This window comes from Streptomyces sp. 71268, assembly GCF_029392895.1.
Taxonomy (GTDB): Bacteria; Actinomycetota; Actinomycetes; order Streptomycetales; family Streptomycetaceae; genus Streptomyces.
This window is the reverse complement of sequence record NZ_CP114200.1, coordinates 489542-510235: the sequence shown is the minus strand read 5'-3', so window position 1 is coordinate 510235 and position 20694 is coordinate 489542. Positions and strand designations below refer to the sequence as shown.

At 76.7% G+C, this 20694-nt stretch carries 2 protein-coding genes; both read right to left on the bottom strand.

Annotation, left to right across the window (positions count from 1 at the left end; translation table 11 throughout):
* Nucleotides 1-192: 192 nt before the first annotated feature.
* Nucleotides 193-396 carry an MbtH family NRPS accessory protein gene (locus OYE22_RS01745; RefSeq protein WP_277318726.1) on the bottom strand — a complete coding sequence of 68 codons (204 nt, stop codon included), beginning with the start codon at nt 394-396 and terminating at the stop codon, nt 193-195.
* Between the two features lie 179 nt (nt 397-575).
* Nucleotides 576-20693, bottom strand: a complete 20118-nt coding sequence (locus tag OYE22_RS01740) for a non-ribosomal peptide synthase/polyketide synthase (protein ID WP_277318725.1) — start codon at nt 20691-20693, stop codon at nt 576-578.
* Nucleotide 20694 lies beyond the last annotated feature (1 nt).

The following is a 20694-nucleotide window of genomic DNA, read 5'->3' as shown; positions in this document are numbered from 1 at the left end:
CCGGCGGCCGGCGGCCGCCGGGCCGGAGGAGCGAAATGAGAGGGAGGCGCCCACTGCCGTCACGGCGCCTCGTGGCGTGACGCGAGGGGCCGGGGCGCGGCGCGACGCCCCGCCCCGGCCTCCACACGCCCCGCCGTCCGGCCGCCGCCCCCGACGCTGGGCCGGAGGCGGCGGCCGATGGTGGCGAAACCGTCAGGACTCGACGCGCTCCATGCGCTCGCGCAGGCTGCGCGGACGCATGTCGGTCCAGACCTCGTCCACGTAGGCGGAGCACTCCTCCTGCGTGCCCTCCTTGCCCACGGCCTGCCAGCCGGCCGGGACCTCCAGGTCGGCCAGCCACAGCGAGTACTGGTCCTCGTCGTTGCGCAGGACCTGGTAGCGGGCGTTCTCGTCCATGTGTGTTCTCCCATCGAGGGTTCGGGGTGCCAAAGCGGATCGGATGGCGGATCGGGTGTAGGGCCGGGTGGGGCGCCGTCGGGGCCCGGCCCCGGCGGCGCCCCGCAGGGCGTGGTGGACCGGCCGGGGCGGCGCTCGGACACCGGCGCCGGCGCGCGGCGCAGGGGTGGCGAACCCGCTCACGTGCCGGCCCTGGCGTGCCTGGCGATGTGGCGCAGCGCCTCGGTGAAGTCCGCGGCCACGGCGCGTACGGTCGCCTCGTCGTGCACGGCGGGCCGGTAGCGCCAGGTGAAGGCCAGCCTGCCGGCCTGCACGGCGCCGACCACCTCCAGCAGGTGGGCACCCGCGTCGCGGGGGTCGTGGTCCTGGCCGAAGGAGCCGTGCTCGGCGCGCACCAGCGCGCCCGTCGTCTCGTCGGACCTGGCGTCCCACTGCCCCAGGTAGTTGAAGGCGAGCTGCCCCGCGCCGGGGCGCTCCAGCGCGGCGCGCACCTCGTCCGGGCCGTACGTGCGCAGGGCGCCGAACCCGATGCCGTTGCCGGGCACGGCCCGCAACTGCCGCCGCACCGACTTCACCAGCGCCCGCCAGTCGCGGTCCGGCGCGAGGTGGGCGGCGTCCGGCACCCGGAGGCGGACCGGGTGGATGGTGGTGAACCAGCCGACGGTGCGGGAGAGGTCCACGTCCTCCAGCACCTCCTCCCGGCCGTGCCCCTCCAGGTCCACGCTGACCTCGTCCTCGCCGGTCCAGCGCGCCAGCGCCAGCGCGAGCGCGGCCAGCAGCACGTCGTTGATGCGGGTGCGGTACGCGGCGGGCGCCGCCCGTAGCAGCGCCTGCGTGTCCTCCTCGTCCAGCGTCACGACCACCGCGCCGGGCGTGCCGTCGGTGGCGTCCCCGTCGTGGTCCACGGGCAGCGGCGCGGCGGCCACCGCCTGTCGCCAGTACGGCAGTTCCTCGTCCAGCGCGCCCGACGCGACGTGGGAGGCCAGCCCCCGGGCCCAGTCCCGGTAGGCGGTGGTCCGCCTGCCGAGCGCGACGCTCTCGCCCGCCACGGCCTGCCGGTAGCCGCTCTCCAGGTCGTCCAGCAGGATGCGCCAGGACACCGCGTCGACGACCAGGTGGTGCGCCACGAGGAGCAGGAAGTCCGGCCGCCCGGGAGCCCCGGTGAACAGGGCCGCGCGCAGCAGTGGGCCCCGGCGGATGTCGAAGCCACCGTGCAGGGCGTCGGCCGCCCGCACCATGGCCGCCTCGGCCTCCTCCTCCACCAGCCCCGCCAGGTCGTGCCGTACGAGGAGGTCCGGAACGGGGGAGGGGGCCGGGTTGTGCTGCCGCCACTGGCCGCCTTCCTCGGTGAAGCGCATGCGCAGGGCGTCGTGGTGTTCGAGCAGGGCGTCCAGTGCCGCCCGCAGCGCGTCGGGGTCGGGGCGGCCCTCCAGTTCGAGCAGCGCGGACTGGTTGAAGTGGTCGCGTGCGGCGCGCGGTGTGGCGAAGAACCACGCCTGGATCGGCGTCAGTGGCAGGTCGCCGGTGACCGGGCCGCCGTCGTCGTCGGTGGACTCGGTCGTCACCACGGTGGCCAGCGCGGCCACCGTCTGATGGGTGAACAGGTCCTTGGTGGCCAGCCGGAGCCCGTCCCGGCGCAGCCGGGAGACGACCTGCATGCTCAGGATCGAGTCGCCGCCGAGGTCGAAGAAGTTGTCGTCGGCGCCGACGGAGTCCAGGCCCAGCACGTCGGCCCAGATGCGCGCGATCCGCCGCTCGGTCTCGGTGGCCGGCTCCCGGTGCGCGCCGCCGGCCCCGACCGCCGCGGCGGCCGGGTCGGGGTCGGGCAGGGCACGCCGGTCGACCTTGCCGTTGGGCGTGAGCGGCAGCCGCTCCAGGGGGACGTACAGGGAGGGCACCATGTGCGGCGGCAGCGCGCGGGCCAGGTGGTCGCGCAGCTCCGTGACGGGCAGCGCGTCCGGCGCCCCGTCGGCCGGTACGACGTAGGCCACCAGCCGCCCCGGGCCCTCGGGCCGCCGCCCGGACGCGTCGGCGGACCGTACGGCGACCACCGCGTCGCGCACCAGCGGGACGCGGCGCAGGGCGCTCTCGATCTCGCCCGGCTCGATGCGGAAGCCGCGCAGCTTCACCTGGTCGTCGACCCGTCCCGCGTACCGCAGTTGGCCGTCCGCGCCCCACCGGGCCAGGTCGCCGGTGCGGTACATCCGCTCGCCGGGCTCCCCGTCGGGGCAGGCGACGAACCGGCTGGCGGTGAGGCCCGGCCGTCCCAGGTACCCGCGGGCCAGGTGCGGGCCGGCGACGTACAACTCGCCGAGCACGCCGACCGGCACCGGGCGCAGCGCCGCGTCCAGCACCCGGACGCGGGTGCCCGCCACCGGGCGACCGATGGGTGGGGCGCCGCCGTCCGGTGTCAGCGCGTCCGTCCAGGTGGCCACCACGGTCGCCTCGGTCGGCCCGTAGGAGTTGACCATCCGGCGGCCGGGTGCCCAGCGCTCCACCAGGTCGGCCGGGCACGCCTCGGCGCCGACGATCAGGGTGCGCAGGCGCGGCAGGTCACCGGCCGCCTCGGGGGGCACGGTGGCCAGCGCCGCGGGCGGGATCAGCGCGTGCGTGACGCGCCGGTCGGCGAGCACCCGGGCGAGCCGGTCGCCGAGCAGCGGCCCCTCCTCGCCCGCGACGAGCGCGGCCCCGGACAGCAGCGAGACGCACAGCTCCAGGACGGAGGCGTCGAAGCTGGGGGACGCGAACTGCAGCACCCGGTCGCCCGGTCGGACCTCGTAGCGGGCCGCGGCGGCCGTGGCGAAGCCGGCGATCCCGGCGTGCGTGACCACCACCGCCTTGGGGGTGCCCGTCGAGCCGGAGGTGTAGATCACGTACGCCGGGTGCCCGGTGGTCAGCGGCGCGCGGCGGTCGGCGTCGGTCGGGGCGGTCTCCGGCCCGTCCGCGCGCCACACGTGCGCCGGGTCGTCGATGACGAGCACGGCGCCGGAGTCGCGCACCATGAACTCCCGCCGCTCGGCCGGGTAGCCGGGGTCCACCGGCAGGAACGCGGCGCCCGCCTTCGCCACGGCGAGCTGCGCCACCACCGTCTCCGCCGAGCGGGGCAGCGCGAGCGCCACCACGTCCTCCGGGCCCACGCCCCGGCCGGCGAGGTGGTGCGCCAGCCGGTTGGCGGCGCGTTCCACCTCGGCGTACGTCCACGAGCGCGTCCCGGCGAACAGCGCCACCGCCTCGGGCGCCAGGGCCGCCCGCCGCTCGAACAGCTCGGCGATCGTGGCCGGGCGCACCGGGTCCCCGGCCGCCTCGCCGAGCGCGGGCAGCCGCTCCAGCTCCTCGCGGGAGGCCAACGGCAGCGCGGCGACGGGGCGGTGCGGGTCATCGGCGACGGCGGTCAGCAAGGCGGCGAGCTGGCCGGCCATCCGGTCGGCGGTGGCGGCGTCGAACAGGTCGGTGCCGTACGTCAGCAGCCCGCGCAGTTCGCCGGTGTCGGTCTCGGCGAACTCCCAGGTGAGGTCGAACCCGGCGTGGTGGGTGTCCGGCTCGATGTCGCTCACCTCGAGGCCCGGCAGGTCCAGGTCCGCCGCCGGCGCGTTCTGCAGCACGACCATCGCCTGGAACAGCGGGGTACGGCTGGGGTCGCGCACCGGCTGGACCGCGTCCACCACCTGCTCGAAGGGCACGTCCTGGTGCGCGAAGGCGTCCAGCACCGTCCGCCGCACCCCGTCCAGGACGTCGGGGAAGGACGCGTCCGGGGCGATGGCCGAGCGCAGGGTCAACGTGTTGACGAAGAAGCCGACGAGACCCTGGCTCTCGGGGCGGTCCCGGCCCGAGGTGACCGTGCCGACGGCGATGTCCCGCTGCCCGGACAGCCGCGCGAGATACGTCTGCACGGCGGCCACCAGCGTGGTGAACAGCGTGGTCCGCCGCTCCCGGGCGAGAGCGGTGAGCCCGCGGGCCGTGGCGGGCGGCAGCACCAGTTGGGCCGTCGCCCCGGCCCGGCCCCGCTCGGCCGGTCGCGGCCGGTCGGTGGGCAGGTCCAGCGGCTCCACGCCCGCCAGGGTCCGTTGCCAGTACCGCAGGTGCTCCTCGGCCGCCTCCCGGCCCGCGGTCCGCTGCCAGTACGCGATGTCGGCGTACCCCACCGGCAGCGGTGGCAGCGGGCCGACGTCCTCGCCCAGCGCCACCCGGTAGAGGTGGGCCAGGTCGCCGGTGAGCACGGAGGTGGACCAGCCGTCGGTGACGATGTGGTGCAGGGTCAGGGTCAGCACGTGCTCGCTCGCGCCGAGCCGCAGGAGACCGGCGCGCAGCAGCGGCCCTCGGCGCAGGTCGAAGGGGCGCGTGCGCTCCGCGTCCAGCGCCTCCGCCAGCCGCCGCGCGCGCTCGGGCGCGGGCAGCGGCGACAGGTCGCGCACGGGCAGCGGCACCTCGCCCGGCGGGTGCACGACCTGCACGCCCTGGTCGTCCACGGTGTCGAAGGTGGTGCGCAGCGACTCGTGCCGGGCCACCAGACCGGCCAGCGCGGTACGCAGCGCGGCGGTGTCCAGCTTGCCGCGCAGGCGCAGTGCCAGCGGGGTGATGTACTCGGTGCCGCCGGGGGCGAACGCGTCCAGGAACCACAGGCGCTGCTGCGCGTACGACAGCGGCAGCCGGTCCCGGGCCACCGGGGCGGGCGCGATCGGTGTGGGTCCCGTGGCGCGCTCCCCGGTGAGCAGCGCCGCGACGCGGGCCGGGGTCGAGTGGGTGAACACCGTCCGCGGTGTGACCTCGGTGTCGAACTCCGCCGCGAGGCGGGAGGCGAGCCGGATGCTGAGGATCGAGTCGCCGCCCAGCGCGAAGAAGTCGTCCTCCACGCCCACCGCTTCCACCCGCAGCACCTCGGCCCACACCCGCGCGGCGCGGGCCTCGGCCTTCGTGCGCGGGGCGACCGCGCCGGGCCCCGCGACGGCGGGCGCGGGCGCGGGCAGGGCCGCCCGGTCCACCTTGCCGTTGGCGCTCAGCGGCAGCGTCGCCAGCCGTACGAACGCCGAGGGCACCAGGTAGTCGGGCAGGGCGCGTTCGGCGTGGGCGCGCACGTCATCGGTGTCCAGGCCCTCGTCGCCCACCAGGTAGGCGACGAGCCGCTTGGCGCCGTGGTGTTCCTCGCGGGCCACCACCGCCGCGTCCCGCACCCCGGGGTGGGTGGCGAGGACGCCCTCGACCTCGCCCGGCTCGACCCGGAACCCACGGACCTTCACCTGGTCGTCGGCCCGGCCCCGGAACTCCACCGTGCCGTCGAGGCGGCGGCGGGCCAGGTCGCCGGTGCGGTACATCCGCTCGCCGGGCGGCCCGAACGGGTCGGCGACGAACCGCATGGCCGTCGCCCCCGGCCGGTCGAGGTAGCCACGGGCCACGCCCTCACCGGCCAGGTACAGCTCGCCGACCGTGCCAGGGGGTACCGGGCGCATCCGCGCGTCGAGCACGTGGACGCGCAGGTCGTCCAGCGGGCGCCCGATGGGCACCGGGTCCGGCACGGCGGCCGGGTCGGACATCTCGAAGGACGTGGCGAAGGTCGTGGCCTCGGTCGGCCCGTACCCGTCGACCACCACCAGACCGGGGCAGGCGGCCAGCACGCGGCGCACGGCCGTGGCCGGGACGACGTCGCCGCCCGTCCACACCTGCCGCAGCCCCGCCAGGGCGTCGGGCGCGTCCTGCGCCAGCAGTCGGAACAGGCCGGCCGTCAGCCACAGCGCCGTCAGGCCCCGGTCGGCGACCAGCCGTCGCAGCACGGCGGCGTCCAGCGGCCCCGGGGGAGCGACGACGACCTGGCCGCCGCCCAGGAGCGGCGCCCACACCTCGAAGGTGGTCGCGTCGAAGGCGACCGGCGAGTGCAGCAGGACCCGCTCGCACACCCCGTCCGCGAACCGGCCGTCGGTGGCCAGCGAGGCCACGTCCCGGTGCCGCACCCCGACCGGCTTGGGCAGCCCGGTGGAGCCCGAGGTGAACATCACGTACGCCAACCGGTCCGGGTCCGCGGGCGGCAGCGCCGCCGGGCCGGGGGAGGGCGCCGTCCGGGCGGCGGCCACCTCGTCGGCGGTCAGCCGGACGGCCGCCCGCGCCTGCTCGAGCAGGACCGCCCGGCGCCCGGCGGGCGCGCGGCCGTCCACGGGCACGTACGCGCCGCCCGCCCTGACCACCGCGAGCTGGGCCACGACGAGTTCGGCCGAGCGGTCCATGAGCAGCGCGACCCGGTCCTCCACGGCCAGCCCGCCGGCCACCAGGCGCGTCGCCAGCCGCTCGGACCAGTCGGCGAGTTCGCGGTAGGTGAGCCGCCGGCCGCCGTCCTCGACCAGCACGACCGCGTCCGGTGCGCTGCGCGCCCGGGCGGCGAACAGGTCCACCGGCGAGTCGGGCCGGGCCGGGCGCGCGGCGTGGTTCCAGTCGCGCAGCACCGCCCGGTCGTCGTCGGTGAGCGGCTCCAGGTCCCCGGGCGAGCGCGTCCCGCCGCTCGCCAGCGCCTCGGCGGTGGCCGACAACAGCGCCGCCAGGTGCGCCGTGGCCCGCTCCACCGTCGCCCGCTCGAACAGCGCCTCGTCGTAGTCGAGATCGAAGCCGAGGCGGTCGCCGACGTAGGCCCGCAGGCACAGCGGGAAGGTGGTGGCGGTCTCGGCGCGTACGTCGACGATCGCGATGCCCGCGTCGGCCGCGGCCCGCTCGTCGAAGGGGTAGTTCTCGAAGACGACCATGCTGTCGAACAGCCCGGTGCCGGCGGGGACGTCGCTGAGCGCCTGGATGCGGGGCAGGGCGACGAAGTCGAAGCGCCGGGCGTCGCTCTGCTCCTCCTGGAGGGCGCGCAGCCAGGGCAGCACGCCGCCGGGCCCGTCGGCGCGGACCCGGGTGGGCACCGTGTTGATGAACAGGCCCACCATGTCCTCCACGCCCGGCAGTTCGGCGGGCCGGCCGGAGACCGTGGTGCCGAACACCACCTCCCGGCGCCCGCTGTAGCGGGCCAGCAGCAGCGCCCAGGCGCCCTGCACCACGGTGTTGACGGTCAGCGCGGCCCGGCCGGCCGCCTCGCGCAGCCGGCCCGAGACCTCCTCGCTCAGCTCCAGGTGCACCGAGGCGGCCGACCTGGCGCGGTGCGCCTCCACCGGCGGCCGGTCGTAGGGCAGCGGCGTGGGCTCGGTGAACCCGGCCAGGGCGTCGGCCCAGTACCGCTCGGCCTCCGCCTGGTCGCGCTCGCCCAGCCAGTGCAGGAAGTCGCTAAAGGGGCGGCGGGCGGGCGGGTGCGCGGCGGCCCCGGCGACGGTTGCCGCGTACCGCGCGCACACCTCCGCGAAGAGCTGCCCGGTGCTCCAGCCGTCCAGCATCAGGTGGTGCGAGGACCACACGAGCAGTACCTCGTCACCGGGGAGCGCGGCGAGCGCCAGCCGGCACAGCGGGGCCACCGTGACGTCCATGCCGGCCGCCCGGTCCTCGGCCAGCAGCCGGTCGAGCGCCACCTCCCGGCCGGCGGGGGACAGCGTCCGCCAGTCGTGGTGGGTGACGGGCAGCGCGGCGCGCCGCCGCACGACCTGCACCGGGTGCGGCAGGTCCCGCCACTGGACGGCGGAGCGCAGCGCGGGAGTGCGGTCGGCCACCTCCCGCCAGGCGTCGGCGAACGCCTCCGGGTCGGCGACGCCCGCGACGCGGACGGCCAACTGGTCCACGTAGGCGTCGGCCGTGTCGACCAGGCCGTGGAAGAGCATGCCCGCCTGGAGCGCCGTCAGCGGCAGGACGTCCTCCACCTCGCCGCCGTCGCCCACGACCAGGTCCACCTGCCGTTGGTCGAGCCCGGCGAGCGGGAAGTCGGAGGGGCTGCGGCCGCCCGCGCCCGGGGCCGCGCAGTGCGCGACGATCTCGCCCAGCGCCGCGACCGTCTCCTCGGCGAGCCGGCGTACCAGCGACTCGTCGTACACCGCGGGCGGGTAGGTCCAGCCCAGCTCCAGCACGCCGCCCTGGACGACACCCGTCACCTCCAGCGCGTACGGGCGGGTCTCCTCGGGCGCGGTGTCCTGACCGGCCGGCGGCAGCGCGGCCCGCAACAGGCCGTCGGCGCCCGGCTGTTCACCGGATGTCACCTCCCACTGGCCGTGGTAGTTGAAGCCGACGCGCGGCGCGGGCGCGGCGGGCAGCGGGCTCGGTCGCCGCAGGTGGCGCAGCGCGCCGTAGCTCAGGCCCCGCAGCGGCACGGCGCGCACCTGCTCCTTGACCGACAACAGGGTGTGCCGCCAGTCCGCGTCCGGCGCGACGGTCAGGGCCAGCGGGAACTCGGCGGTGAACCAGCCGACCGTGCGGGAGGTGTCCAGATCGTCGAACAGCTCCTCCCGGCCGTGGCCCTCCACGCCGATGAGCACCGTCTCCCGGCCGCACCAGCGGGCCAGCGTCCGACCCAGGGCGCTCAGCAGCACGTCGGCCACCTGAGTGCGGTACACCTCCGGCACCCGCCGCAACAGGGCCTCGGTCTCGGCCTGGCCCAGGTGGACGGTGACCGTGCGCGCCGCGCCCTGCGGGTCCGGCCCGCCGCGGCCGGCGGGCAGCTCGGCCGGCGCGGCGCACACGGCGCTCCAGTACGCCGCGTCGCCGTCGAAGCCGCCCGAGTCCGCGTACCGCGCCAGGCGGTGCGCCCACTGCCCGAACCCGGTCTCCACCGGGGCGAGTTCGACGGGCCGCCCGGCCGCCGCGTCGCGGTAGGCGCTCTCCAGGTCGCCCAGCAGGACCCGCCAGGACACGCCGTCCACCACCAGGTGGTGCGCGGTGAGCACCAACTGCGGCGGGGCGTCGGGGCCCCGGTCGAGGAACAGGGCCCGCGCCACGCGGCCCGTGGTGGGGTCGAGCGAGTCCCGCGCCTCGTCGGTCGCGGCGCGCACCGCCGCCTCCAGGGCCGCGTCCTCCAGCCCGCGCACGTCGTGCCGGGTGAACACCGTCTCGGGCGCGGCGGGCAGCACCTCCTGCGACCAGGCGCCGTCGGCGTGCCGGAACCGGGTGCGCAACCCCTCGTGCCGGGCCACCAGCGCGGCCACGGCCGCCTCCAGCAAGGAGGCGTCGGTGCCGGGCGCCAGCTCCACCCGGTTCGTCATGGTGAAGCGCATCCGGTCACCGACCGGGCGGTCCGCCAGATACCAGTGCTGGATCGGGGTGAGCGGCGCCGGGCCGCTCGGCGCCTTCGGCGCGCCGGCCGCCCCGGGGTCCGTCTGCCCGGCGCGCAGCGCCAGTTCGGCGACGGTCTGGTGGCGGAAGACGTCCTTGGAGGTGAGGGCCAGCCCGGCGCGCCGGGCCCGGGAGACGATCTGGATGCTGAGGATGGAGTCCCCGCCCAGAGTGAAGAAGTTGTCCTCCACGCCGACCCGGGGGACGCCGAGCACCTCCGCCCAGATGCCGGCGAGCAACGTCTCGGCCTCGGTGCGCGGCGCCACGTGCGCGCCCGCCCCGTCCGGCTGGGCGGGCGGCTCGGGCAGGGCGCCACGGTCCGTCTTGCCGCTGCTGGTGCGCGGAATCCGGGCCAGGGTGACGAACACCGAGGGCACCATGTAGTCCGGCAGGCTCCGCCGCAGCCGAACCCGCAGCTCCTCCGCGGCCGGCGGCCGTGGCCCGTCGGGCACCAGGTAGGCCACGAGCCGTGCCCGGCCCGCGTGCTCCCGGGCCACCACCACCGCCTCCCGCACCCCTCCGGCGGCCAGCAACGCCGCCTCCACCTCACCCGGCTCGATGCGGAACCCGCGCACCTTGACCTGCTCGTCGGCGCGCCCGACGAACTCCAGCAGCCCCCGGTCGTCCCAGCGGGCCAGGTCGCCGGTGCGGTACATGCGCGTCCCCGGCGGCCCGAACGGGTCGGCCACGAACCGCCCCGAGGTCAGGCCGGGTCGCCCCAGGTAGCCACGGGCGACCTGGGCCCCCGCGAGGTACAGCTCACCCGGCACGCCGACCGGCACCGGCCGCAGCGCCGCGTCGAGCACGTAGGCCCGTACCCCCCGGCCCGGGCGGCCGATGAGCGGCCGCTGTGGTTGCTCGGCGAAGGGCCCGTACACGGCGTCGACGGTGCACTCGGTGGGCCCGTACACGTTGTACGCCGCCACGCTCTCCAGCGCGCGCAGCTCCCGCCACAGCGGGGCGCCGACCGCCTCGCCGCCCACCAGGACCAGCCGGGGCCGGTGAGCCCCGGTGAACAGCCCGGCGGTCACCAGTTCCTGGAGGAAGGACGGGGTGGTGTTCACGCAGTCGATCCGGTGCTCCGCCACCAGGGCCACGAACGCCGCCGGGTCGTGCCGCACGTCCTCGTCCAGCAGGTGCACCTGCTGGCCCAGGGCCAGCAGCAGCGGGCCCTCCCAGGAGGTGTCGAAGGAGAACGCGGCGCTCAGCGCGAACCGCAGCCGCCCGCCGTCCCCGGTGTGCGGGGCCACCAGGCCCGCCAGGTGGTCGCGGCACAGATTGAGCAGGTGCCGGTGCTCGACCAGCACGCCCTTGGGCCGGCCGGTGGAGCCCGAGGTGTAGTTCAGGTAGGCCGCGTGGGCGGCGCGCAGCGGCGCGATCCGGTCGGCGTCGGTGGGGTCGTGGTCGGGGAGGCTCGCGAGCGGCGCCTCGCGCAGCGTGTCGGGCTCCAGCACCACGTGCGGCGCGGCGTCCTCGTACAGCAGCGCCACGCGCTCCTCGGGCAGCTCCGGGTCCACCGACAGATGGGTGCCCCCGGCCTTGAGCACGGCCAGCAGCGCCACGAGCATGTCCGAGGTGCGCGGCAGCCGCACGGCCACCAGCCGCTCGGGTCCGACGCCGCGCGCGATGAGGTGGTGGGCCAACTGGTTGGCGCGGGCGTTGAGGGTGGCGAAGTCCAGCGTGGCGTCCCGGGCCACCAGGGCGGTGGCGCGCGGGGTACGGGCCGCCGACTCCTGGAAGAGGTCCACCAGCGTCGCGTCCGGCGCGGGCGCGGGCAGCGGCTGGCCCTGCCACTGGGTGAGCGCCCGCCGCCGCTCGGCGTCGGTCATCAGCGGCAGCGCCCCCACCGGCTGGTCCGGGTCGTCCGCGACCGCCTCCAGGAGCAGCCGCAGCCGTCCCACCGCCCGCTCCACCGTGGCCTCGTCGAACAGGGCCGTGTCGTACTCCACGAAGCCGGTCAGCCCGTCGTCGCCGGCCACGAAGTCGAAACTCAGGTCGAAGGTGGCGTGCCGCACCGGCGGCGTGAGCGCCTCGACGGACAGGCCCGGCAGCTCGGGTTCCCGGCCGCCCAGGTTGTGCAGGGCGACCATGACCTGGAACAGCGGGGTGCGGCTGGTGTCCCGCTCCGGCCGCACCGCCTCCACCAGGCGCTCGAAGGGCACGTCCTGGTGGGCGAAGGCGTCCAGGACCGTCGCGCGCACCTCGCCCAGGAGCCGGCTGAACGGCGCGTCGGGCCGCACCCGGTTCCGCAGTACCAGGGTGTTCACGAACATGCCCACCAGGTGCTCCAGTTCGGGGCGGTCGCGCCCCGCGGCCACCGTGCCGACCGCGATGTCCTCCTGGCCCGACCAGCGGGCGAGCAGCACCTCACAGGCCGCCAGCAGCGTCATGTACAAGGTGGCGTCGGCCCGGCGCCCGGCCTCGCGTAGCCGCTCGGTCAGCGCTGCGGGCAGCGAGAACTCCAGCAGCGCCCCGTCGCCCGCGCGCACGGCCGGCCGCGGCCGGTCCGTCGGCAGCTCCAGCGGCGCCACCCCCGCCAGCCGCTCCCGCCAGTGGGCGAGGGCGGCCTCGTCGGCGGCGGCGGCCCGAGCGTCCTGCCAGGCCGCGAAGTCCACGTAGGACAGGGGGAGTTCGGGAAGGCGCGGCGGGCGGCCGGTCAGGGCCGCCGCGTACAGCTCCGCCAGGTCCCGGCCGAGTACGGTCGAGGACCAGCCGTCGGTGGCGATGTGGTGCACGGCCAGCGTCAACACGTGCTCGTCGGCGGCCAGTCGTACGAGCCCGGCCCGCAGCAGCGGCCCGCGCGCCAGGTCGAAGGGGGCGCCGGCCTCGCGGGCCAGCAGCGCGTCGAGCGCGGCGGCGCGCTCGTCCGGCGGCGTGGCCGACAGGTCGGTGCGCGCCAGGTCCACCGGGTGCGGCGGTCCGACGCGCTGGCGGGCCCGGCCGTCCTCGTCGGCGAACGTGGTGCGCAGCGGCTCGTGCCGGGCCACCAGGCCGTCGAGGGCCGCGCGCAGGGCGCGGACGTCGAGCGCGCCGCGCAGCCGCAGCGCGGACAGCGTCACGTACGTGGTGCCGCCGGGCTCGAAGCGGTCCAGGAACCACAGCCGCCGCTGGGCGGGCGACAGCGGCAGCGGGCCGGTGCGGTCGGCCGCCGGGATCGCCTCGGCCGGCGCGGCGGCCGACCTCGGGGCGGGCAGGGCCGCGGCCAGCTCCGCGACCGTGGGGTGGGTGAACAACAGCCGTGGGGAGACCTCCACGCCGAGGGCGGCGTGCAGCCGGGAGGCGACGCGGACGGCGAGGATCGAGTCACCGCCAAGGGCGAAGAAGCCGTCATCGGCGCCGACCTCGCCCGTGCCGAGCACCTGCGACCACGCCTGGGCCACCAGCCGCTCGGCCTCGGTGCGCGGAGCGACGCGCTCGCCGGTCGCGGCGTAGCCGTCCCGGTCGGGGGCGGGCAGGGCACGGCGGTCGAGCTTGCCGTTGACGGTCAGCGGCAGCGCCTCCAGGGTGACGTACGCGGCGGGCACCATGTGCGCGGGCAGCCGCTCTCCCAGGTGGGCGCGCAGGGTGGCGGCAGACGGCGGCGCGGCCGGGTCCGCGCCCACGACGTGGGCGACCAGCCGCCGCACGCCCGGGGTGTCCTCGCGCACGCCGACCGCGGCGTCGGCGACGGCGGGGTGCGCGGTCAGCGCGGCCTCGATCTCGCCCGGCTCGATGCGGAACCCGCGGATCTTCACCTGCTGGTCGGCCCGACCCAGGTAGTCCAGGGTGCCGTCCGCCCGCCACCGCGCGCGGTCGCCGGTGCGGTACATGCGCGTCCCCGCCGGGCCGAACGGGTCGGCCACGAAGCGCGCGGCGGTGAGGCCAGGCCGGTTCAGGTAGCCCCGGGCCAGGCCCTCTCCCGCGACGTACATCTCGCCCACCGCGCCGTGCGGCACCGGCGCGAGGCCGCCGTCGAGCACGTACACCCGCAGGTCACCGATGCCACGGCCGATGCCGCTGGAGGTGGCTCCGGTGACGGTGGCGCGATCCAGCGGCGCGTACGTGACGTGCACCGTGGTCTCGGTGATGCCGTACATGTTGACCAGCACCGGCGCGGTGTCGGGGTGGCGCTCGTACCAGTCGGTCAGCCGTCCCGGCTCCAACGCCTCGCCACCGAAGACCACCCGGCGCAGCGCCAGCCGGTCGCCCAGCTCCGGGTGCTCGGCGTCCGCGCGCACCAGCGGCTGGAACGCCGACGGCGTCTGGTTGAGGACCGTCACCCGCTCGTCCACCAGCAGGCGCAGGAAGTCCTTCGGCGACCTGGCCACGTCGTGCGGGACGACGACCAGTCGCCCGCCGTGCGCCAGCGCGCCCCAGATCTCCCAGACGGAGAAGTCGAACGCGTAGGAGTGGAACAGCGTCCACACGTCGTGCTCGTCGAAGCCGAACCAGTCCCGGGTGCGCTCCAGCAGCCGCACCACGTTGGAGTGCGGCACCACCACGCCCTTGGGCAGCCCGGTGGAGCCCGAGGTGTAGATCACGTACGCGGGGTGCCCGGGGTGCGGGCGGTGGGCCAGGCCCGGCCCGGCGGCGGGCCTACGGGCCAGGTCGGCCCGGACGTCGGGGTCGTCCAGGAGCAGCCGGGGGCAGTCGGCCTCCCGTACCCGGTCCGCGACGGCGCCCGTGGTCACCAGCAGCTCCGGTGCCGCGTCGCCCAGCAGGTGGGCGATCCGGCCGGCGGGCAGCTCCGGGTCGATCGGCACGTACGCTGCCCCGCTCCGCACCACCGCGAGCAGCGCCACCAGCAGCTCCGTCGAACGGGGCAGGGCGAGTGCCACGAACCGCTCGGGGCCGGCCCCGCACTCGGCGAGCCGGTGCGCCAACCGGCCGGCGGCGGCGTCGAGTTCGGAGTACGTCAGGGTGGCGTCCGGGCCGCTCACCGCCACGGCGTCCGGGGTGCGGGCCACCCGCGCCTCGAACAGGTCCACCAGGGTCTTCCCCGAGTGCCCCCGCTGGGTGCCGTTCCAGTCGACCAGCACGCGGCGGCGCTCGTCGGCGGTCGTCCAGGCCAGCTCCCGCAGCGGCCGGTCCGGGCCGGCCGCCAGCTCACGAAGGAGCAGGCACAGCCGGTCGGCGACGGCCCGCGCCGTGGCAGGGTCGAACAACTCGGGGTCGTAGGCGAGGTCGAACCCGAGCCGGTCGCTCTGGTAGGCGCGCAGCACCAGGGGGAAGTTGGTGGCGTCGCGCGAGGCCACCTCCCGGACGCGGACGCCGGCGTCGGCGGTGCGGGCGTCGTCGAAGGGGTAGTTCTCGAAGGCGACCATGCTGTCGAACAGCGCGGTGCCCCTCGGCACGTCGCTGAGGGCGGCCACCCGCGCCAGCGACACGGCCTCGAAGCGGCGCGCCTCCGCCTGCGCGTCCTGTACCTGGCGCAGCCAGGCCGCGGCCGGCCGGTCCCCGTCCACCCGGACCCGGGTGGGCAGCGTGTTGATGAACATGCCCACCATGGACTCCACGCCGTCCAGTTCCGCCGGGCGACCCGAGACGGTGGTGCCGAACACCACCTCGGGCTCGGCGGTGTAGCGGGACAGCAGCAGCGCCCACGCGCCCTGCACCACGGTGTTCAGGGTCAGCCCGCGGCGCTGCGCGGCCCGCGCCAGCTCCCGTGACACCTCGACGGGCAGGGCGGCGGCCACCACCTCCGCCGAGCGCGAGCGGTGGGCCTCGCGGGGCGGCCGGTCATAGGGCAGCGGCGTCGGCGTCGCGAACCCGACCAGGGCGGTACGCCAGAACTCCTCGGTCTCCCGCGCCCGGCCCTCCCGCCCGGCCAGCCAGCGCACGTAGTCGCCGAACGGGCGGCGGCGTGGCGGCGCGTACGAGCGGCCCGCGACGAGCGCCGCGTACTCCTCGCACACCTCGGTCAGCACCTGTGCCAGGCTCCAGCCGTCCAGGATCAGGTGGTGCGAGGTCCACACCAGGTGCAGGCCGTCGCCGGGCAGCCGGGCCAGCGACAGCCGCAGCAGCGGCGCGGTGCCCAGGTCCATGCCGCGCGCCAGGTCGCGCTCCTTCAGCCGGGCGAGCGCCCGCGCGCGCCCGGCCTCGTCCAACTCCCGCCAGTCGTGGTGCTCCACGGGCACCTCGGCCCGGCGGTCGACGACCTGCACCGGTCGCGGCACGTCCTCCCACACGACGCGGCTGCGCAGGGCGGGCGTGCGGTCCACCACCCGCTGCCAGGCGCGGGCGAAAGCCTCCGGGTCCGCCACCCCGTCCAGCAGCAGGGCGGCCTGGTCGAGGTAGACGTCGTCGTCCGCGCCGTCCAACAGGCGGTGGAAGACCATGCCCTCCTGCAACGGCGTCAGCGGCAGGATGTCCTCCACCGCGCGCCCGTCACCGGCCAGCCGGTCCACCCGCGCCTGATCCAGACCGGCCAGCGGGAAGTCGGACGGGGTGCGCCCGCCGGCCCCCGGCAGCGCGCAGTGCTCGACGATCGCGGTCAGGGCCCGCACCGTAGCCTCGGCCAGGTCGCGCACCGTGCCCTCGTCGTGCACCTGGTCGCTGTAGTGCCAGGTGGTCTCCAGTACGCCGTCGGCCACGACCGCCGATATGTCGAGCAGGTGGTCGAGCCGCTCACCGGCCGCCATCTCACCGCCGGGTACCTCGCCCGCCGGGGCGAAGTCGCCGCCAGGCGCGGAGTCCCACTGGCCGTGGTAGTTGAAGCACACCTGCGGCAGCGGCACCTCGCGCAGCGCGCGCGCCGCCTGGTTCGGCGAGTCAAGGCGCGCCAGCGCCTCGTAACCGAAGCCGCGCCGGGGCACGGCCCGCAGCCGCTCCTTGACCGACTTGAGCACCGCGCCCCAGTCGGGCTCGGCCGCCCCCGCCCCGTCCAGGGTGAAGGTGACCGGGTACTGGGCGGTGAACCAGCCCACGGAACGGGACAGGTCCACGGCGGGCGCCGCGCCGGCGGCGCTCGCGTCCGGCGCCTCCTCCGCGCCGTTCCCGGTACCCGGCCCGTCCTCGATCTCCTGTCGGCCGTGCCCCTCCAGGGCCACGGTCACCCGGTCGGAGCCGGTCCAGTCGGCGAGCGTCCGGCACACGGCGCTGAGCAGCACGTCGTCGACGCGGGTGCGGTACGCGGCCGGCACCTGGCGCAGCAGCGCCTTCGTGGCCTCGCGCGACAGCCCGGCGCGCACGGTGCGCACCGACCCGGCCAGTGGCACCCCGGGCCGGTCCACGGGCAGCGGGGCGCGGGGCTGCTCGCTCTCCCGCGTCCAGTACGGCAGGTCCGCGTCGAGCCCGCCCGCGGCCACCCAGCGGGCCAGCCGCTCGGTCCAGGTGGTGAACGGCGTGGTCGCCGGCTCCAGCCGGACCTCGGCGCCGGCGGCCGCCTGGCGGTAGCCGCTCTCCAGGTCGGTCAGCAGGATGCGCCAGGAGACGCTGTCGACGCCCAGGTGATGGGCGGTCAGCAGCAACTGCGGGCGCTCGCCGGCCTCCGGGCGCAGCAGGGCGGCGCGCAACAGCGTGCCGTCGGCCGGGTCGAGCCCGGCGCGCAACTCGTCGGCCACCGCACGCAGGGCCGTCTCCCTGGCGGGGCCCTCGGCCCGTGGCACCTCGCGGTGGACCAGCAGGCCGGGGGCCTTCGCCGCGTCGTCGGCCATCGGGTACTGGCGCCAGGCGCCGTCCTCGCGGACGAACCGGGTGCCCAGCGCCGGATGGTGGGCGGCCACGGCGCGCAGCGCGCGCTCCAGGGCGCCCGGGTCGGTCTCCCGCGGCAGGTCGAGCAGCATCGACATGGCGAAGTGCCCCAGCGGTCCGTGCGTGGCGAGGAACCACTCCTGGATCGGGGCCAGCGGGCCGGGCCCGGCCTCTTGCTGCGGCGCGGTGGTGACCGGCGGGGCGGCGCGCCGGTCGGCGGCGGCCGCGAGTTCGGTGACGGTCTGGTGCAGGAAGACGTCCCGTGAGGTCACGTGCAGCCCGGCGGACCTGGCCCGGGACACCGTCTGGATGCCGAGGATCGAGTCGCCGCCCAGCTCGAAGAAGTTGTCGTCGACGCCCACCTGGGCCACGCCCAGCACGGCCGACCAGATCCCGGCCAGTTCCCGCTCCGTCGCGGTGCGCGGCGCGGTCAGCTCCCGCTCGCCCGCCGTGGCGTCCGGGTCGGGGGCGGGCAGCGCGCGCCGGTCCAGCTTGCCGCTGACGGTCAGTGGCAGCGCGTCCAGCACGACGAACGCGGCGGGCACCAGGTGGCGCGGCAGGGTCAGCGACAGCGCCTGCCGCAACGCGGCGGGCGCCGGCCGCTCGGCGCCCGCCGCGGGCACCACGTAGCCGGCCAGCCGGGCGTGGCCGCGCTCGTCGGAGACCGCCACGACGGCTGCCTCGGCCACCTCGGGCAGCGCCGTCAGCGCCGCCTCCACCTCGCCCGGCTCCACCCGGTGACCGCGGATCTTGACCTGGTCGTCGGCGCGGCCCAGGTAGTCCAGCCGCCCGTCCGAGGTCCACCGGGCCAGGTCACCGGTGCGGTACATCCGGCCGCCGGGCGGGCCGAACGGGTCGGGCACGAAGCGCGCGGCGGTCAGCCCCGGCCGGCGCAGATAGCCGCGCGCCACCTGGTCGCCCGCCAGGTACAGCTCGCCCCCGACGCCGATGGGCACCGGCTGCCCCCGGCCGTCCAGCACGTAGGCGCGCACGTTGTCCAGCGGCCGGCCCACCACCGGCCGCACCGTGCCGTCCACGGGGCAGGCCAGCGCGTCGACGGTGCACTCGGTGGGCCCGTAGAAGTTGTACGCGGCCACGTCCGGCAGCCCGGCCAGCTCGCGCCAGAGCGCGGGGCCGACGGCCTCGCCGCCGAGCATCAGCACCCGAGGGTGGTGACGGGGGTCGGTGAGCAGCCCGGCGGGCAGCAACTGCCGCAGGTAGGAGGGGGTCACGTCGAGGAAGTCGACGCGGTGCTCGACGACGTACTCCACCAGGGCGGCCGGGTCGAGCCGGGTGGCCTCGTCCACCAGGTGCAGCCGGTGGCCGTCGACCATCAGCAGCACGCCCTCCAGCGAGGTGTCGAAGGAGAACGACGCGGTCAGGGCCACCCGCAGCGGGCCGCCGCCGGCGTCGGCGACGAAGCCCCCACGGTGCGCGGCGAGCAGGTTCGCCAGCGAACGGTGCTCGACGGACACGCCCTTGGGGCGGCCGGTGGAGCCGGAGGTGTAAATGACGTACGCCGTGTTGTCGGGGCTCAGCGGGCCGAGCCGGTCGGCGTCGGTGGGGTCGTCCTCGCGGCCTGCGGCGGGCAGTTCGCGCAGCGTCTCCTCGTCGACCAGCAGCGCGGGTTCGGCGTCCGCCAGCAGCAGCCGAATCCGCTCGTCGGGCAGTTCCGGGTCCACCGGCAGGTATCCGGCGCCGGACTTCCACACGGCCAGGATCGCGACGACCATGTCGGCGGTGCGCGGCAGTCGCACCGCCACCAGTCGTTCGGGCCCCGCGCCGCGCGCGATGAGGTGGTGGGCGAGGACGTTGGCGCGGGCGTTGAGGGTGGCGTAGTCCAACGTGGCGTCGCGGGCCACCAGCGCCGTCGCGCGCGGGGTGCGGGCGACCCGCGCCTGGAACAGCTCCGGGTAGGTGGCGGGCGGCACCGGCCGGGCCGTGGCGTTCCACTCCTCCAGCAGCAGCCGCCGTTCCGCCTGCGACAGCAGGTCCAACTCGCCCAGCGCCCTGTCGGGTTCGGCCGCGACACCGGCGAGCAGGGCCACCAGTTGCCCGGCCATGCGGGCGGCGGTCGCCGCGTCGAACAGGTCGGTGCGGTACTCCAGCAGGCCGGCCAGCCCGTCCCCGTCGGGTACGAACTCGACGCTCAGGTCGAAGGTGGCCGAGCGGCGCGGCACGGTGACCGGCTCGACCGCTAGGCCGTGCGGGGCGGGCGCGGCCGGCGGGGCGGGGTGGAGCAGGACCATGGCGTCGAACAGCGGGTTGCGCCCCGCCTCACGGGCCGCGCCCACCGCGTCCACCAGCCGCTCGAAGGGGACGTCGTCGTGGGCGAAGGCGTCGAGCACCGTGGTGGAGGAGGCGGCGAGGAGTTCCCGGTAGGAACGGGCGGTGTCCACCGGCGTCCTGAGCACCACCGTGTTGACGAACAGGCCCACCGCGCGCTCCAGTTCGGTGCGCCCACGGCCGGGCGTCAGCGAGCCCACGGCGATGTCGTCCTGCCCCGACCAGCGGGCGAACAGCGCCTGGCAGGCGGCGACCAGCGCGGCGAACAGCGTGGTGTGCTGCCCCGCCGCCAGCTCCCGCAGCCGGGCCGTGGTGGCCGCCGGGACGGCGAAGGTGTGCACGGCGCCGTCCCCGGCCTCCCGGCCCTCGCGCGGGCGGTCGAGCGGCAGCTCCAGCGGCTCCAGGCCGTCCAACTGCTTCTTCCAGTAGGCGAGGTGCTCCTCCAGCGCCGCGCCGGCCAGCCGCTCGCGCTGCCAGGCGGCGAAGTCCGGGTACTGGGTGGCGACCGGGGACAGCGCCGGTTCCTCGCCGCGCGCCAGAGCGTCGTAGGCGGCGCACACCTCCTCCACCAGCACGCCCATCGACCAGCCGTCGGTGACGGTGTGGTGCGCGGTGACGAGTAGGACGTGCTCGGTGCCCGAGGCGCGCAGCAACACGGCCCGCAGCAGCGGACCGCCGCGCAGGTCGAACGGGAGCGCGTACTCCGCGAGCAGCGCCGCCTCCAGCGCCGCCCCCGGGTCCGCGTCCGGTGCCGTCGGGTCCAGGCCGGCCTCCGCCCCCGCCGTCAGGTCGCGTACGGGTAGCTCCACCGGGCCCGCGGGGCGAACCCGTTGCACCGGCCGGCCGTCGTCGGTGTCGAAGGTGGTGCGCAGCGCCTCGTGGCGGGCCACGACGGTTCGCAGCGCCCCGGCGAGCGCCTCCCGGTCCAGCTCGCCGGTCAGCCGCAGCGCGACCGCGCTGTTGTAGCGGGCGTCGCCCGGCTCTAACTGGTCCAGGAGCCACAGCCGCTGCTGGGCGAAGGACGGCGGCAGCGGCCGGGAGCGGTCCGCGCGCGGGATGCCGCCCCCGCCCCCGGCGGCCGGGCCGGCCTTGCCGGCCAGGCGCCGGCGCAGCGCCTCCTGGAGGTCGCGCGGCAGGGCCGCGGCACGGTTCTGCTTCGAGTTCGAAGACGTCATG

Coding starts and splice junctions, on each gene's coding strand:
- OYE22_RS01745 (WP_277318726.1), bottom strand. CDS start 396: ATGGACGAGAACGCCCGCTACCAGGTCCTGCGCAACGACGAGGACCAG.
- OYE22_RS01740 (WP_277318725.1), bottom strand. CDS start 20,693: ATGACGTCTTCGAACTCGAAGCAGAACCGTGCCGCGGCCCTGCCGCGC.